This window comes from Geothrix sp. 21YS21S-2 (assembly GCF_030846775.1).
In the GTDB taxonomy this organism is placed as follows: domain Bacteria; phylum Acidobacteriota; class Holophagae; order Holophagales; family Holophagaceae; genus Mesoterricola.
The window spans coordinates 1,256,359-1,271,944 of the sequence record NZ_CP132910.1 but is presented as its reverse complement, the minus strand read 5'-3'; the positions used below and the strand labels follow the sequence as shown (position 1 = coordinate 1,271,944).

Here is a 15,586-nt window from a genome sequence, read left to right as displayed (position 1 = left end):
GGAGGTCATTCGGGGAGCGGGGTGGTCAGGAAGGTCTTCCACCGCCCGGGGCGGTGGGGGTCGCCGTAGGCCAGGATCCGTTCATCGGAGCGTCCGTCCTGGAAGAGGTCCGCCGCGCCCTCCAGGAAGCCGTCGGCGGCGTAGAGCGCCAGTCCGGAAGGGAAGCTGCCGGAGGGAAGCGAGGGGGCGTGGTGCTCCCGGATGCGCTGGCAGAACTCCTGGGGCAGGCCCCACAGGCTCAGCACCTGGGCGCCCACGTGGGGGTGGTCGGTGCCGTAAAGCTGGCGCTCGGCGGCCACCAGGCCCTGGGCGGGGGCCTCGGCGACCCGGCGGTAGTCCGCGTCCGGGTCCAGGGCCAGGATCACCCGGCCGATGTCGTGGAGGAGGCCCAGGGAATAGGCGTCCTCCATGACGGCGGGGCGCTGCCCCTCCCCGGCGGCGATGGCCCGCGCGCCATTGGCCACGCCCTGGGAGTGGCGCCACAGGGCGCTCATGTCCAGTCCGGCGGGTTCGAGCGCCTGGAGGGCCTCCATGGCGCCCCGCACCAGGACCACGGTCTTCACCGTCTCCAGGCCCAGCATGCTGATGGCCTGCCCCAGGTCCGTGACCTTGCGCTCCAGGGAGAAGTAGGCCGAGTTCACCAGCTTGAGCAGCTTGGAGGCGATCCCCAGGTCCGACTGCACCAGGGCCACCAGGGCCGGCATGGAGGGATCCTCGCCCGACAGCAGGGTGCGGATCCGGCCGTAGATGACGGGCAGGCTGGGGATGGCCTTGAGGCCCGAGACGAATTTCCGGGCCTTCTCGTCCAGGCCGCCGGTCTCGCCCAGCACCAGCTCCTCCAGGACGCCCACCAGGATCTCCGGGTCCAGGGGCTTGGCCAGGAAGCGGTGGAAGTGGCCCTCGGCGGCCTCCATGAGGTCCACCCGGGGCTGGCCGGAAAGGACGACCCGCAGGGTGGAGGGGCTGGAGCCGTGCACGTCGCGCAGGAGGGCCGCGCCGTCCATGCCGGGCATGAGGAGCTCGGTCACCACGATGTCGAAGTTTTCCCGCCCCAGGAGGGCCAGGGCCTCCTCCCCGGAGCCGGCCAGGGCCACGTGCCACGCGGGCCGCTCCATGCGCATGGAGCGCCGGAAGGCCTCCAGGAGCATGGGCTCGTCGTCCACCAGCAGGATCCGCATCAGGCCTCCCTAGGCAATTGGATGACGAAGGTGGTCCCCACGCCGGGCTCCGTCTCGAAAAAGATCTTCCCCCCGTGGAGGTTGACGATGTTCTGGTAGCAGATGGTCAGGCCCTGGCCCGTGCCCTTGCCGACCCCCTTGGTCGTGAAGAAGGGTTCGAAGACCTTGGCCTGGACCTCCGGGGGGATGCCGGTGCCCGTGTCCCGCACCCGGATCTCCACGAGGCCCTCCCGGCTCCGGGTGGAGACGGTGATGGTCCCCATCCCCCCCCGGGCGCCGATGGCGTGGGCGGCGTTCACGATGAGGTTGAGGAACACCTGGCTGAGCTCGGCGGCGTGCCCGCGCACGGCGGGAAGCCCCTCCTCCAGATCCAGGTCCAGGGTCGCCACGTACTTCCATTCGTTGGCCGCGATGGTGGCGGCACTTCCGGCCAGGCGGTTCACGTCCAGGAGGGTGGGGTCCTTGGCCCCCGGATGGGTGAATTCCTTCATGGCCCGGACGATGCGGGCCACGCGCTGAACCCCGTCCAGGGAGTCCTGGAGCACCTTGGGGAGCTCCGCGCACAGGTAGGCGAGGTCGGCGTCCTCCTCCGCCGCCTTCAGCCGCGGGCTGGGACCCAGCTCCTCCCGGTAGAGGTCCAGGAGGCCGGTGAGCTGGATGAAGGCCTTCTTCAGGAGGGTCAGGTTGAGGTTCACGAACTGGATGGGGGTGTTGATCTCGTGGGCGATGCCCGAGGCCAGCTGGCCCACGGACTCCAGCTTCTGGGCGTGCCGGAGGCTGACCTCCAGGGCGGCGCGCTCCTGTTCGGCGAGCCTGCGCTCGGTCACGTCCCGGGCCACCACCAGGCCCTGGTGGCCGTCCGCGTCCCCGAACCGCGCCGCCCGGGCCTCCAGCACCCGGTAGGAGCCGTCCCGGTGGCGCAGGCGGAACTCCAGGACCGGGAGGGTCCCCCGGGCGATCAGGTCCTTCAGGGCGCCGGCCACGCCCGGGAGGTCCTCGGGGTGGACCGCCTCCTCCAGGAAGGGGTAGCGCTCACCGGGGCCGTAGCCCAGGACCCGCGCATAGGAAGGGCTGGTGAACGTCCTTCGCCCCTGGTCGTCCACGATGGCCAGGATATCCATCATGTTCTCGGAGATCGCCTGGAAGAGCTCCTCGCTCCGGCGCAGCCGGCGCTCGGTGGCCATGCGCTCCCGGGAGTAGCGCGCCACCCGCAGGAGGGTGGGGGCGTCCCAGGCGCCCTTCACGAAGTGGTCCTGGGCCCCGTTGCGCAGGCACTCCATGGCCAGGTCCTCGTCGGTGTCGGCCGTCATCACCACCACGGAGGCCGACGGATTGGCCCGGCGCACCCGCCGGAGGGTCTCCAGGCCCCGGGAATCGGGGAGGTTCAGGTCCAGGAGCACCAGGTCCAGGCCCGGGGCGGCCAGCATCGGGAGCGCCGAGGCCAGGTCCGCGGCCGTCAGGCACTCGCTGCCGGGCTCCCGGGTGCGGAAGAGGTGGGCCACCAGGGCCAGCCATGCGCGGTCGTCCTCGATGACGAGGATCCTGGAGGCTGGGGGTTCCGGCTGCATGGAGACTCCATCGGCCGGAAAGGGCCGGGGGATTAACTTGCCTCCGGCTTCAGCGACCTTTGCATCAACCGGTTGACGGATTCCCTGGGATCGGCGCCCTCGAGCAGGCGCACCACCTCCTGGGTGATGGGCAGCTCCACGCCCAGGCTCCGGGCGAGGCCGAGGGCGGCCTCGGCGGTGAAGGCGCCCTCCACCACCTGGTTGCCCAGGGAGGCCGCCGCGGCCTCGGGGGTCATGCCCTTGCCCACCAGGGCCCCGAAGGTGCGGTTGCGGCTCTGGGGGCCGGTGGCGGTGAGCACCAGGTCGCCCAGGCCCGCCAGGCCCATGAGGGTGTCCCGGGTGCCCCCCAGGGCCTCCACCAGGCGGCTCATCTCGGCCAGGCCCCGGGTGATCAGGGCGGCGCGGGCGTTGTTGCCCAGGCCCAGGGACTCCACCAGGCCCGCGGCGATGGCCAGGACGTTCTTGAAGGCGCCGCACAGCTCCACGCCGGCCACGTCCCGGCTAAGGTAGACGCGCAGGGCCGGCGTGGCCAGGAGGGCCTGCAGCTCCGCGGCGCGGTCGTCGGGGATGGCCGCCGGCAGCGCCAGGACGATGGCGGAGGGCTGGGCCCGGCTCACCTCGTCGGCGAAGGTCGGCCCGCTGAAGACCCCCACCGGAACGCCCAGGATGCCCTCCAGGGTCTCGGAGACGCGCTTGAAGCTGCCCTGCAGGATGCCCTTGCTCACCGACACCAGGAGCTCGGGGCGGGAGGCCGTGCGGGAGGCCAGGTCCGTCCACACCTTGGGGTTCACCTGGGTGGGCAGGGCGGTCACCCAGAGTCCCGCCCGGAAGCCGTCCTCGGGGTCGAGGATGGGGCGGACGCCCTGGGGGATCTCCACGTCGGCCAGGGACGGGTGGCGCCGGGTGGTGGCGAGGGCGGTGACCAGGGAGGGGGGGTGGCCCCACAGGTCCACCCGGGCCCCCTGGCGGGCCCAGGCGATGGCCAGGGCGGTGCCCCAGGCGCCGGAACCGAAAATCGTGATATCGGGTTTCTTAGACATTCCTGCCGGCTCCCCAGAACTTCGACTCCGTGCCCTGCACAAGCCGGTTGATGTTGGCGGCGTGCTTGCGGATGACCAGGCCCACCAGGAGCGCCCAGGCCAGGATCGGCCACTGGGCCATGCCCTCCTGCACCGGGAGCCGCGCCCAGGCCCCCATGAAGCCCATGGCGGTGAGCAGGAGCACCAGGGCGGCCACGACGCTGCCCAGGCTCACGTAGCGGAAGACGAGCAGGCACAGCACGAAGGCGCCCAGGGCCGGCACGACCATGGGCGCGTGGTAGGCCAGCACGCACCCCAGGGCGGTGGCGACGCCCTTGCCGCCCTGGAACTTCAGCCAGGGCGTGAACACGTGGCCGAGCACGGCCGCAAGGGCCACGAAGGCCATGAATTCCGGGGCGAAGCCGAATTTCTTCGCGAGGAGGACCGGCAGGAACCCCTTGGCCGCGTCCAGCAGCAGGGTGGCGATGCCCAGGGCCTTGCCCCCGGCCCGCATGACGTTGGTGGCGCCGATGTTGCCCGAGCCCTGGGCGCGCACGTCGCCCTTGCCCGCGAGCTTGACCAGCAGGAGGCCGAAGGGGATGCTCCCGGCCAGGAAGGCTCCGAGGCACCAGATCAGGTAGAGTTTGATGGCAGGCATGGTCATCCCAGCAGGGTACCCGATCCGGGCCGGATTCGGGATAGCATGGCCCCGTGGGGAGGTCGCCATGCGCGCAGTCCATGCCCTGATCTGTCTTCCCGTCCTCCTTGCGCCGGGCTGCGGCGGCGGGTCCTCCCCTGCCGCTCCGGCGGCGCTCGCGGTCCAGCCGGCCGCCGTGACCGTGCTGACCGGCAGCACCGTGGCGTTCTCCGCCTCGCTGGGCGGGGTCTCCGGAGTGGCCGTCACCTGGAGCGTGGTCGAGGCCGCCTCAGGGACCATCTCCGCCGCCGGCGTCTACACGGCCCCCCTGGCGCCCGTGACCTGCCACGTGCAGGCGGCCCTCGCCTCCGACCCGTCCCGCACGGCCCGGGCGGCGGTCACCGTGGTGCCGGCGGCGCCGCCGGGAACGCCCGACCTGGGGCTTGGCGCGTCCCTCAACGGCTGGCTGCCGTTCCCCGCGGACAGCCCCTGGAACCAGGACGTCTCGGGCCTGCCCGCGGACCCGGCCTCCGCCGCCATCATCGCCTTCGTGGGCGCGGGCGCCGGACTCCACGCGGACTTCGGCTCGGGCACGTACGACGGCGCGCCCATCGGCATCCCCTACGCCGTGGTGGCCGCCACCCAGCCCCGGGTGGCCGTGGCCTACCAGGCCTACGGCGACGAGAGCGACCCCGGCCCCATGCCCATCCCCGTGCCGCCCCCCTTCGAGGGCGCCGATCCCACGGGCACCTCCGGCGACCGCCACGTCATCGTGCTGGACCGGGACAACAACTTCATCTACGAGCTCTACGGCTCCCAGCTGCAGACCGGCGGCTCCTGGAAGGCCGACAGCGGCGCCATCTGGGACGCCACCTCCAACGCCCTGCGCCCCTGGGGCTGGACCAGCGCCGACGCCGCCGGGCTCCCGCTCTTCCCGGGCCTGGCCAAGTACGGCGAGGTGGCCTCGGACAACCTCCGCCACGCGCTGCGCCTTACCGTGCCCACGACCCGCAGGGCCTTCGTGGCCCCCGCCACCCACTGGGCCTCCTCCAACACCAGCGCCAGCGCCCCGCCGATGGGCGCCCGCATCCGCCTCAAGGCCGGCAAGGACATCTCCGGCTTCCCGCCCCAGTCCCGGGTGATCCTGCAGGCCCTGAAGACCTACGGCATGATCCTGGCCGACAACGGCTCCGCGTGGTTCATCTCCGGCAGCCCCGACCCCCGCTGGGACAACGCCGACCTCCACGCCCTGGGAGGCATCACCGGCGCGGACCTGGAGGTGGTGCAGATGGACACGGTCCACACCACCGTGCCCACCGGCGCGGCCCCCGTGATCCAGGCCTTCGCCGCCTCCCCGTCGACCGTGGCGGCCGGGGCCAGCGTCACCCTGTCCTGGACCGCCACCGGCGCGACCCGGTTCTTCCTGACCCCCGAACCGGGCCCCGCGAGGGGCACCAGCGCCGTCGTGAAGCCCGCCGCCACCACGACCTACACCCTCCTGGCGGAGGGTCCCTACGGCAGCGCCACGCGGACGGCGACGGTGACCGTCAACTGATTCAGGCCCTCCGGACCTTGCGCACCGCCTCCTCCAGATCCACCGTCCGGAACGGCTTCTGCACGAACAGCGCCGGTGCCGTCCCCGGCGGGGGCGTGGCCACGTCCCTGGCCGAGAAGCCGCTGAGGAGGATCACGGGCACCTGGGGGTCCAGGGCGCGGATGGCCCGGAAGGCCTCGTTGCCGTCCATGCGGGGCATGGTGATGTCCAGGAGGACCACGTCGACGCGGCCCCGGTGCAGGGTGAACAGCTCCAGGGCCTCCTGGCCGTCGGCGGCGGCCAGGACCTCCATGCCGCGGTGCTCCAGGAAGTCCGCCACGATGCTGCGGACCATGGGCTCGTCGTCGGCCACCAGGGCGAGGCCCGTGAGGGGGGTCGCGCCCGCGGCCGCGGAGGCGCCGGAGAGGTCCCGGCCGGGGGCGGGGCCGGCGGAGGGGAACAGGATCTCGAAGCGGGAGCCCTGCCCGGGCGCGCTGGTGATGTAGATGCCGGCCTTGTGGCCCCGGAGGATCCCCAGCAGCGCCGAAAGGCCCAGGCCGCGCCCGGTGGCCTTGGTGGTGTAGAAGGGGTCGAAGATGCGCTTGCGGGTCTCCGCGTCCATGCCGCAGCCGGTGTCGGAGACCAGGAGCATGGCGTAGGTGCCGGGCTCGAGGCCCTGGCCCGGGAAGCGCGCCTCCAGGAAGGCCCGGTCGGCAACCAGCAGGCGGGTCTCGATGGCGATGGAGCCGGTGCGGTCGGCGATGGCGTCGGAGGCGTTGGTGACCAGGTTCATGACCACCTGCTGGACCTGCACCGCGTCGGCCATGATCATGGGGAGGCCGGGCTCCAGGTGGAACTCGAGGTCGGCCTTCTTGGCGATGGAGACGGAGAGGAGCTCGGTCATCTCCATCACCATGAGGTTGAGGTCCAGGAGGTCCACCTTCAGGCTGCCCCGGCCCGAATAGGCCAGCATCTGGTGGGCCAGCTCCGCGGCCCGCAGCACCGAGGCCTCGGCGCGCCTGAGCATGGGCGCGGCCACGGAGTCCGGCTCGATCAGGTCCTGCGCCATGTTCACGTGGCCCAGGATGGCCGTGAGGAAGTTGTTGAAGTCATGGGCGATGCCCCCGGCCAGGACCCCCAGGCTCTCCAGCTTCTGCTTGGTGCGAGCGATCTCCTCGGCGCGGGTGCGCTCGGTGATGTCCCGGATGGAGAGGACCACGCAGGCCTTCCCGTCCAGGGGCTGGCCCATGCGCAGGATGCGGCCCTCGAAATCGCACCGGCCCTCGGGGGTGGACAGCTCGAAGACGGCGGTCTGCAGGCGGTGCGTGTCCAGGGCCTTGCGCACGGCGCCCAGGAGGCTGTCGGCGGCGTCCCGGGGCAGGACCTGGGGGATGGTGGCGCCCAGGAGCGCCGCGGGGGCCGCGCCCAGGACCCTGGGATGCTGGCCGTAGATGCGCAGGAAGCGCCCGTCCTCGTCCAGCACGGCCATGGGGTCGGGCACGGCCAGCGCCATGGCCTCGGTGCGGGATTCCTCCTCCCGCAGCTGCCCGGTCATGTGCAGGGCCATGAGGCGGGCCCGCTGGCCGGTCTGGACCAGGGACGTCATGAGGCCCCAGAGGAGGAGGGTGATCAGGCAGCCGCAGGCGCCGATGCCCACCGGCAGGGACCACTCGGCGGTGCCGGCGAATTCGGGGCGCGCCCGGAATTCGAAGTTCCAGATGCGGCCGAAGACCTCCACGGTGCGCTCCAGCTTGCGTCCCTCCGCCAGGGGCGCGCCGTAGAGCTGCCGGGCCGGACCCGGGTCCCCCCAGGGGCCGGCGTCCGTGATCGCCACGTCCAGCTTCCGGAGGGTCTCCTTGCCCAGGGCCTCGGCGATGAGGTCCTGCACCCGGAAGGCCCCGTTGATGCAGCCCAGGAATGTGCTCCTGCGCTCCTCCAGGGTGGCCGGGGCGCCGTGGTACAGCGGCAGCCGCATGAGGAGGCCCGGATCCGGACCGTCATACTGGAGCACCTTCATGGGACCGGTGAGCACGAGGGCTCCGGTGTCCCGGGCGCGGTCGATGTCGAGGCCCTGGCCGGGGATGGTGCGGGTGTCCCGCCCGATGGAGGTCCGGTTGGACTCCCGCGGTTCCGCGAAGAGGAGCACGAAGTACCTGGGGCGCACGCCCGGCGGGTGGATGGCGAAGGCGGGGTCGCCCATCTCCCTGCGCAGGTCCCGCTCGGCACGGTCCCGGTCGGCTCCCGGGATATCCACGCCGTAGCTCACGGACAGGAGCCCCGGATGGTGGGTCCTGAGGTCGAGGGAGGCGAAGTACTGGTGGAAACGGTCCCGGTTGAGGCCCAGCGCCGCGGTGGAGTGGCCCCGGAAGCCCATGAGGATGTCGCGGTAGGCCTGGATGGTGTAGTGGAGGTTCTCCTGGGCGATGACGGCTTCCTGCTCGACGCGCGCGCGGGTCGCCTTCACCTGGAACCGCCGCGCCGCCAGGGCCCCCACCAGGGACGCGGCGAGGCCCAGGACGAGGACGAGGGTGACGATGCGGGGATTGCGCAGGATGACGCGCTGGTTGAGGGGATTCACGGGCACCCCTCCAGGGTGGAGTTGGACTACCAGGATACTAGTCCCTTTTTTCCAGGATCGTCCTGCGAAGGTAGTCCAGCGCCCAGGAGGCTCCCCGCGCCTGCATCTCCATGCGGGTCCCGAACATCGTGAAGGCCTTGTAGAAGGTCCCGTCCGGGCCCGCGGCGGCGACCAGGCAGGTGCCTACGGGCGCCGGACCGTCCTTGTCCTCGGTGGGACCCGCGTTGCCGGTGACGGCCAGGCCCCAGGTGGTCCCCAGGCGCGCGCGGATGCCCTCCGCAAGGGCCCGGGTGACGGGTTCGCTGACGGTGCCCGCGGCGCGGATGAAGGCCGGGTCCAGGCCCGCCAGGGCGGCCTTGGCGGCCACGGAATAGACCACGCCGCCGCCCTGGAACACGCGGCTGGAGCCGGGCACGGAGGTGATGCGGGCCGCCATGTTGCCGCCGGTCATGCTCTCGGCCAGCGCCAGGGTCTCGCCGCGGGCCTCCAGGAGGGCCAGCAGGGCGTCCTCGATGCCTCCCTCGGCGCCGACGAAGGCCAGGTCCAGTGGATGGTCCCGCCGGAAGTCGGCCTCCGCCGCCGCCAGGGCCGCGGGATCGCCGCCGCGGGCCAGCAGCTCCACATGGTGGAGGCCGGCGAGGATGGTCCAGTCGAGTCCGGCGTGCTTGACCCTCAGGGGCCGCACGCGCTCCTCCAGGGTGCTCTCCGGCACCGACCCGAAGACCATGCGCAGCGTGGAGGTGGAAGGGCCCCTGAAGGCCTCCAGGCCCGCCGCGACGTGGTTGTGCCACATGAGCTTCATCTCGCGGGGCACCCCGGGGAAGAGGATGATGGTCCGGCCCGGGTAGCCGGGCGGGTTCTCCCAGCGCACCCCGGGCGCCGTGCCCGCGGGGTTGTGCAGGGCCTCGGCGCCCAGGGGGATGAGGGCCTGCTTGAAGTTGGAGGCGGCGGGGGTGCGGTTGCGGCTCGCGTAGAAGTCCAGGATGGCCTGCCGGGAGGCGAGGTCCTCCACCAGGGGCGCGTCCAGCGCCTCGGCCCACACCTCCTTGGTGAAGTCGTCGAAGGTGGGTCCCAGTCCGCCGGTGCAGAGGATCAGGTCCGACCGGTCCAGGGCCTCCCGGAAGAGCTGCAGGAGGTCGTGGCGGGAATCGCCCACGGCCGTCTTGCGGTGGAAGGCCAGGCCCAGTTCCCCTAGGCGCTCGGCCAGCCAGACGGAATTGGTGTCCAGCCGGGAGGTGGTGAGGAGTTCCGAGCCGATGGCGATGCATTCGATGCGCAGCATGCCTCCAGCCTAAGCCAAAACGGGAGGGACCGCGAGGTCCCTCCCGTTCCGGAAACGCATTGAGCCTAGGCTTCGGCCAGCGCCTTCTTCCGGGCCTCGACCACCTTGTCGGCGTCGCGGCCTTCCAGCTCCTGCAGGTGGTGGAAGGCCCAGGTGAAGGAGCCCACGCCCTGGGTCTGGCTGCGCAGCTCGACGATGATGCCCTGGAGCTCGCTCTGGGGCAGGTAGCCGTCCACGATGTCCCAGCCTTCCCAGCCCGGCTTGGCGTCGAAGCCCAGGATCTGGCCGGCGCGGTGGCTGGTGATGATCTTCTGGGCCTTGGAGGTGTGCTCGGAGGGCACCGAGATGTGGATCTCCAGGATGGGCTCGAGCAGCACGGGGTTGCACTGGGGCAGGCCCTCGTTCATGGCCACGCGGGTGGCGGCCTTGAAGGCCATTTCGCTGGAGTCCACGGTGTGGAAGGACCCGAAGAAGAGCACGGCCTCCACGTCCACCATGGGGAAGCCCAGGGGGCCCTGCTTGGCGAACTCGTGGAACCCGTTCTCCACGGCGGGGATGTAGTTCTTGGGGATGACGCCGCCGACGATGGTGTCGGAGAACTTCAGGCCCTCGCCGCGCTGCCGGGGCTTGAACTCGATGTGCACGTCGCCGAAGGCGCCGTGGCCGCCGGACTGGTGCTTGTAGCGCCCGTGCTGCTTGACCGGCTTGCGGATGGTCTCGCGGTAGGGGATGGTGGGCTGGGCGAAGGTCACCTCGACGCCCCAGCGCCTGATGCGGTCCAGGGCCACCTTCAGGTGGATCTCGCCCTGGCCCCAGATCACGCGCTCCTGGGTCTCGGCGTTCTGCTCGATGGTGAAGGAGGGATCCTCGTCCACGAGCTTCTGGATGGCGGTGGAGAGCTTGACCTCGTCGCCGCTCTTGGCGCAGCGCACGGCCAGGGCGGTCATGGGCTGGATGGGGTCGGGCCAGGGCAGCTCGACCGGGGCGTTGAGGGTGAGGCAGTCGCCGGTCCTGACGGTCTCCATGCGGCCCAGGGCCACGATCTCGCCGGGTCCGACCTTGACCACCTTCTCCTGCTTGGCGCCGAAGGGCCGGGTGAGGGAACTGGGGCGGCCGGCGGCGAAGGCCATGCCTTCCGTGACCTCCCCGTGCCACACGCGGGCCAGGGACAGCTTGCCAACGTGCTGGGCGTTGAGGGTCTTCCACACCTGGACGAGGACGTCCTTGCCGGCGGGGATGCCCAGGCGCGCGGCGGTGTCGGCGGGCTCGGGGCCCTCGTGGCGCAGGAGCTTGAGAAGCCGGCGCACGCCCAGGTCCTTGTCGGCCGAACCCAGGAGCACGGGCACGATCTGGTCCCCCCGGAAGCCGCGGGTGAGGGTGGCGAACACCTCCTCGCGGGTGGGCACCTGCTCGTCCAGGAGCTTTTCCATGAGGGCGTCGTCCAGGGTGCTGATGGCTTCCAGCATCTCCTGGCGGGCCAGCATGGCCTCCTCCTTGATGGAGTCGGGGATGGGGATCTCGTCGGAGGGATGTCCGGGGTTGGCCTTGAAGGCCCGCTCCATGCTCAGTTCCTCGTACCCCGTGATGAAGCTGCCCGCGTGGATGGGATACTCGCGCAGGACGAGGGGGTGGGGGCTCATGGGCTGCAGGGCGCGCAGGGTCTCGGCGATCTTGCCCGGGTCCGTGAGGCTGTCCACCTTGTTGAGGAAGATGGTGTGGGGGATGTTGTGGTCGTCGAGCAGCTTGAGGATGGGGGCGGCCATGGGCGCGCGGGTGGGGTCGGCCTCGCACACCACCACGGCGGCGTCGGCCACCATCAGGGCGTTGATGCTCTCCTGGCTGAACTCGACCGATCCCGGGCAGTCGATGAAGGTCCAGGTCTCGCCCAGGTAGGTGGCGGTGGCGACCGAGGCCTCGACGCTCATCTGGCGCGCCTTGGCCTCGACCGATGCATCGCCGACGGTGTTGCCCTCCTTGACGGTCCCCTTTCTGGGGATGGCGTTGGCCGCGAAGAGGAGGCTTTCGAGAAGGGTGGTCTTCCCGGACATGTACGGCCCGACGATGGCCGCAACACGAGGGGCTGATTGGGGCTTTGGCACGGGTATCTCCTTGGTTTGGCTTTTGAAGGAAATGGTTGATGCCATCTTTTCGTCACGGCGGCCCAAAGGCAACCAAAAAGCTGGGGCCCGGAAAAACCGGGCGCAAGGTGGGCTTGAAATCCGGAGCGAGCGGGTCTCAACTATTGAGCCCCCGCCCATGTCCATTCGGCGGAGGGAACCGGGTTTCCCATGAATTCCCTGTATAACGATGGATTCTGAATGTTTTATTGGGGGTGCCCATGCCCTGCATGATCCGTTTCAGCTATCCCGCAACACGCTTCCGGGCCGCGGTTTCCGGCGTTATTCTGTTGGCCGTGCTCGCGTGCGGCGGCGGCGGTTCGCCCCGCGCGGCCACCGAAGCCGTGGTGCCCCTCTCAATGGCCAGTCCCTCCCTTTCCATGGAGGTCGGCCAGGACGGAACGGAGACCGTCACCCTCACCCGCGCGTCCGGTTTCACGGACGCGGTGGCGTGCTCGGTGGTGGCCAGCACGCTGCCCGCCGGCGTGAAGGCGGCCTTCGCCCCGGGCTCCACCACCGGCACGACGGCTGAACTGACGGTGCAGGCCGGCTACCCCGATCCCGCGGACGTCACCGGCAAGACCCGGGTCCTGCCCACGGCGGGCACCTACGCGATCACCCTCCAGGGCGTCAGCGGTTCCGCCACCGCCAGCGCCACCCTGCACCTCACCCTCACGAGCCCCACGAGGGCCTTCGCCTTGAGCTGGGTGGACAGCTCCGACACGCTCGACGACAGGGAGGTCATCTCGCTGGCCAGGGGCTCCAGCGTCACCCTCAACTTCGCCCCGTACAACACCAACACCCTGGTCTCCTACGCCGGAGGAACCAAGGCGGCCCTCGCCGCCACGGGGCTTCCCGCGGGCCTGGCCGTAGCCTTCGCGGACAACCCGGCGGAGCTGGACTATGTCACGACGGTCACCCTCACCGCGGCATCCACCCTGGCGGACGGGACCTACGCCTTCTACCTCACCGGCACCGTGGGCACCTCCGTGACGTACCTGCCGGTGGAGGTGTACGTATCGTCCACGACCTTCTGGATCCAGGCTCCGGCCGCGGTGAGCGTGGTGAAGGGCGGGACGCTGAAGGTGCCGGTTTCGCTGGGGCACAACGGCACCTACTTCCAGGACGCCGGCGGCGGCGATCCGGTCTACCTGGGCACCACCGCCCTTTCCGCGGGGCCCGTCGCCGGCCTGCCGGCGTCCTTCGACACGCCCTCCTCCACCGCCCTGGCCAGCGCCAACCTGACCATCGACGCCACCGCCGCCGCCCTGGGCACCTACGCGCTGCCGCTCGTGGCCACCCGCACCCAGGGCACCGCGGTCACCAGCACGGCCACCCTCCAGGTCACCGTCACCGACCCGGTGGGTCCCGCCTCCTACTGGCTCGAGGATCTGGAATGGGGCCAGACCGTGCTCAGGTCCGGCCTGCCCCTGGTTCCCGGCAAGCCGGCGCTGCTGGCGGCCCGCATCCTGGCGGACCGCGCCGGCATAGGCGCCCCCGCCTTCACCGCCACCCTGAAGAACGCGGCCGGCTCCACTCTCGACACGCTCACCCTCGCGGGTCCGGCGGCCCTCCCCACGGCCGTGGCCGAGGGCGACCTCGCCAGCGCCTACACCGCCGAGGTCCCGGCCGCGGACCTGGTGGCCGGGATGACGGTGGTGATCTCCGGCGGCGCGCTCTCCCAGACGCTCACGCCCGTGGTGGACGGCACCGGCTACCAGCTGGACCTGGTGCTGGTGCCCGTCGTCCACCAGGGCGCCGCGCCGGTGCTGCCGGCGGCCGCAGGGATCGCCTCGGCCATCAAGGCGGTGTGGCCCGTGAAGGCCGTGGCCACGTCCTTGCGCGCCGCCTACACCACCTCCACCGTCATCGCCACGCCCCCCGCCAAGGGCTCCACCGCCACCGACAACAGCTACTACGGCTGGGCCGGTATCCTGGACGAGCTCGTGGCGCTCAGGGCCGTGGACGGGAGCGCCGCCAGCTACTTCGGCTTCATCGACCTGGGGCTTCCGTCCAGCTGGACCGGGTCCAGCATCGTCGGCCTCCACCTGCAGGGCCAGGGCGTGGGGCTCGGCATCGACACGACCACCGGGGCGCGGTTCGGCGCGGGTCAGGCCGTGGCCTCCATGGTCCACGAGATCGGCCACGGCTTCAACCTCTCCCACACCCCCGGCGGCGGCGCCGGCACGCCGCAGCTGAACTACCCCTACGCCGGCGGGGGCATCGGCACCTGGGGCTACGATCCCGCCACGTCCAGGTCCTACGCGCCCGCCACGTACGCCGATCTCATGAGCTACCTCGACACGGTCTGGGTGTCGGACTGGAACTACCTGGCCGCCATGACCTTCATCGATTCCATCGGCGCCAGGGGCGGCGCCGTGGTGTCCGCCGCCGCCACCGCGGCCACCCGCACCCTGGTGTCGGGCTGGATCAGCCCCGGCGGGGAGATCCACCTGTCCCCCACGGAACTCGTCTCCGGTCCCGCCATCGTCCCCAGGGCCGGCACCCACGAACTCACGGTCACGCGCGCCTCCGGCTCCAGCACCGTCCGGTTCGGAGCAAGCCGCATCCAGGACCTCCCGGAGGGCTTCCGCCACTTCGCGTTCACGCTGGACGGCACCGACGAGATCAGGAACCTGGAACTTCGCCCCCCCTCCGGCGCCGCCCTGCGCAGGGTCCCCCGGGAAGCCGCCGCGGCGCGCCGCACGGCCCTGGCCTCCGAAGTCGCCTCCGGCGCCCTGGTGGCCGAGGAATCCGGAGGCCGCCTGAAGCTCACGTGGGACGCCGCAGCCAACCCTTATGCCACGGTGCTCCACATGGGCGGCGCGACCACCGCGTTGGCGATCAGGCTAACGGGCGGAAGCGCGTCGCTGTCCCTCACGGATGTGCCTTCGGGCGGCACCTTCCTCGTTCGATTATCGGATGGTCTGAACCCGATCGAGGTCCGGGTGGCCAGGCCGTGAAACGGCCCTATTCCGACTTCGAGAACGCGTCGTGGATCTCGGACCCCGGCAGCGAGGTCTTGAACCATTCGTCCAGCGCGGCCGGCGTGCCGAAGAGCTTGTCCGCACCCGCGTCCTGGAGCTCCGAAGCGGTGCCGAAGCCGTAGGTGACCCCCAGGGGAATGAGCCCGTTGGCCTTTCCGGAGGCCATGTCGTCTGCCCGGTCGCCGACCATGTAGCCGCCGGGCTTCACCACGCCCTGGAGCCGGAGCTGGGTCAGCACCTCGCTCTTGGATTTGTAGCGGTCCTTGGGGGCGGTGCCGAAGACCTCGTCGAAGCTCAGCAGGAGGTCGAACTCGTGGAGCACGCGGCGGGCGTAGCGGGTGGGCTTCACGGTGACCAGGTGGAGGCTGTGGCCCTGGCGGCGGAGCCGGGTGAGCATGAGGGGGATCCCCTCGTAGACCCGGTGCTTGGCGATGCCCGATTCCCCGAAGTGGAACCAGTACCGGGCGATGGCCTCGTCCAGGCGCGCCGGGTCCGCCAGGCCGGGCAGGGATGCGAAGAGCTCCCCGGGCCCGAAGCCGATGAAGCGGCGCACCAGGTCCCGGGCGGGGGCGGGGATGCCCAGTTCGCGGCAGGTGAGTTCGATGCAGTGGACCATCGCCCGGAGCGGGTCCACCAGGGTGCCGTCGAGATCGAAGCAGATCAGACCCATGCACGAACCTCCTCTT

Annotated in this window: 10 protein-coding genes; 2 read left to right on the top strand and 8 right to left on the bottom strand. The window is 71.2% G+C overall.

Annotated features, from left to right (window positions below; genetic code table 11):
- Positions 1-5: 5 nt before the first annotated feature.
- Genes RAH40_RS05770 through plsY form a run of 4 tightly spaced genes read right to left on the bottom strand, consistent with a single transcriptional unit; the run spans position 6 to position 4,423 of the window.
- Positions 6-1,178 (bottom strand): response regulator, encoded by a 1,173-nt coding sequence (locus RAH40_RS05770; protein WP_306601136.1) that lies wholly within the window; start codon positions 1,176-1,178, stop codon positions 6-8.
- A complete protein-coding gene (locus RAH40_RS05765) occupies positions 1,178-2,746 on the bottom strand; it encodes a hybrid sensor histidine kinase/response regulator (protein ID WP_306601135.1) in 1,569 nt (522 codons plus the stop codon). The genes RAH40_RS05770 and RAH40_RS05765 overlap by 1 nt, the downstream gene beginning before the upstream one ends.
- A 32-nt stretch (positions 2,747-2,778) precedes the next feature.
- Positions 2,779-3,786, bottom strand: a complete 1,008-nt coding sequence (locus RAH40_RS05760; RefSeq protein ID WP_306601134.1) for an NAD(P)H-dependent glycerol-3-phosphate dehydrogenase — start codon at positions 3,784-3,786, stop codon at positions 2,779-2,781.
- A complete protein-coding gene (gene plsY, locus RAH40_RS05755) occupies positions 3,779-4,423 on the bottom strand; it encodes a glycerol-3-phosphate 1-O-acyltransferase PlsY (RefSeq protein ID WP_306601133.1) in 645 nt (214 codons plus the stop codon). The genes RAH40_RS05760 and plsY overlap by 8 nt, the downstream gene beginning before the upstream one ends.
- A gap of 67 nt (positions 4,424-4,490) precedes the next feature.
- On the opposite strand from plsY, the gene RAH40_RS05750 reads away from it, so the two are divergent.
- Complete coding sequence (locus RAH40_RS05750) at positions 4,491-5,957, top strand: hypothetical protein (protein ID WP_306601132.1); 1,467 nt, start codon at positions 4,491-4,493, stop codon at positions 5,955-5,957.
- Between the two features lies 1 nt (position 5,958).
- Here the strand turns inward: RAH40_RS05750 and RAH40_RS05745 are convergent, their stop codons facing one another.
- From RAH40_RS05745 to RAH40_RS05735, 3 genes are all read right to left on the bottom strand, one after another.
- The gene (locus tag RAH40_RS05745) at positions 5,959-8,514 is read right to left on the bottom strand and encodes a CHASE domain-containing protein (RefSeq protein ID WP_306601131.1); all 2,556 of its coding nucleotides are present in this window, start codon (positions 8,512-8,514) and stop codon (positions 5,959-5,961) included.
- A gap of 37 nt (positions 8,515-8,551) precedes the next feature.
- Complete coding sequence (locus RAH40_RS05740) at positions 8,552-9,796, bottom strand: CinA family nicotinamide mononucleotide deamidase-related protein (RefSeq protein ID WP_306601130.1); 1,245 nt, start codon at positions 9,794-9,796, stop codon at positions 8,552-8,554.
- 65 nt (positions 9,797-9,861) lie between these two features.
- On the bottom strand, positions 9,862-11,940 hold the full coding sequence (locus RAH40_RS05735; RefSeq protein WP_306601129.1) for an elongation factor G: 2,079 nt from the start codon (positions 11,938-11,940) through the stop codon (positions 9,862-9,864).
- A 194-nt stretch (positions 11,941-12,134) separates the two neighbouring features.
- Here RAH40_RS05735 and RAH40_RS05730 point away from each other — a divergent pair, with 194 nt between their 5' ends.
- Entirely contained in the window at positions 12,135-14,876 is a 2,742-nt protein-coding gene (locus RAH40_RS05730) for a M66 family metalloprotease (RefSeq protein ID WP_306601128.1), read from the top strand.
- A 7-nt stretch (positions 14,877-14,883) separates the two neighbouring features.
- Here RAH40_RS05730 and RAH40_RS05725 read toward each other — a convergent pair whose 3' ends face one another.
- A complete protein-coding gene (locus RAH40_RS05725) occupies positions 14,884-15,570 on the bottom strand; it encodes an HAD family hydrolase (RefSeq protein ID WP_306601127.1) in 687 nt (228 codons plus the stop codon).
- Positions 15,571-15,586 lie beyond the last annotated feature (16 nt).

Coding starts and splice junctions, on each gene's coding strand:
- RAH40_RS05770 (WP_306601136.1), bottom strand. CDS start 1,178: ATGCGGATCCTGCTGGTGGACGACGAGCCCATGCTCCTGGAGGCCTTC.
- RAH40_RS05765 (WP_306601135.1), bottom strand. CDS start 2,746: ATGCAGCCGGAACCCCCAGCCTCCAGGATCCTCGTCATCGAGGACGAC.
- RAH40_RS05760 (WP_306601134.1), bottom strand. CDS start 3,786: ATGTCTAAGAAACCCGATATCACGATTTTCGGTTCCGGCGCCTGGGGC.
- plsY (WP_306601133.1), bottom strand. CDS start 4,423: ATGCCTGCCATCAAACTCTACCTGATCTGGTGCCTCGGAGCCTTCCTG.
- RAH40_RS05750 (WP_306601132.1), top strand. CDS start 4,491: ATGCGCGCAGTCCATGCCCTGATCTGTCTTCCCGTCCTCCTTGCGCCG.
- RAH40_RS05740 (WP_306601130.1), bottom strand. CDS start 9,796: ATGCTGCGCATCGAATGCATCGCCATCGGCTCGGAACTCCTCACCACC.
- RAH40_RS05735 (WP_306601129.1), bottom strand. CDS start 11,940: ATGGCATCAACCATTTCCTTCAAAAGCCAAACCAAGGAGATACCCGTG.
- RAH40_RS05730 (WP_306601128.1), top strand. CDS start 12,135: ATGCCCTGCATGATCCGTTTCAGCTATCCCGCAACACGCTTCCGGGCC.
- RAH40_RS05725 (WP_306601127.1), bottom strand. CDS start 15,570: ATGGGTCTGATCTGCTTCGATCTCGACGGCACCCTGGTGGACCCGCTC.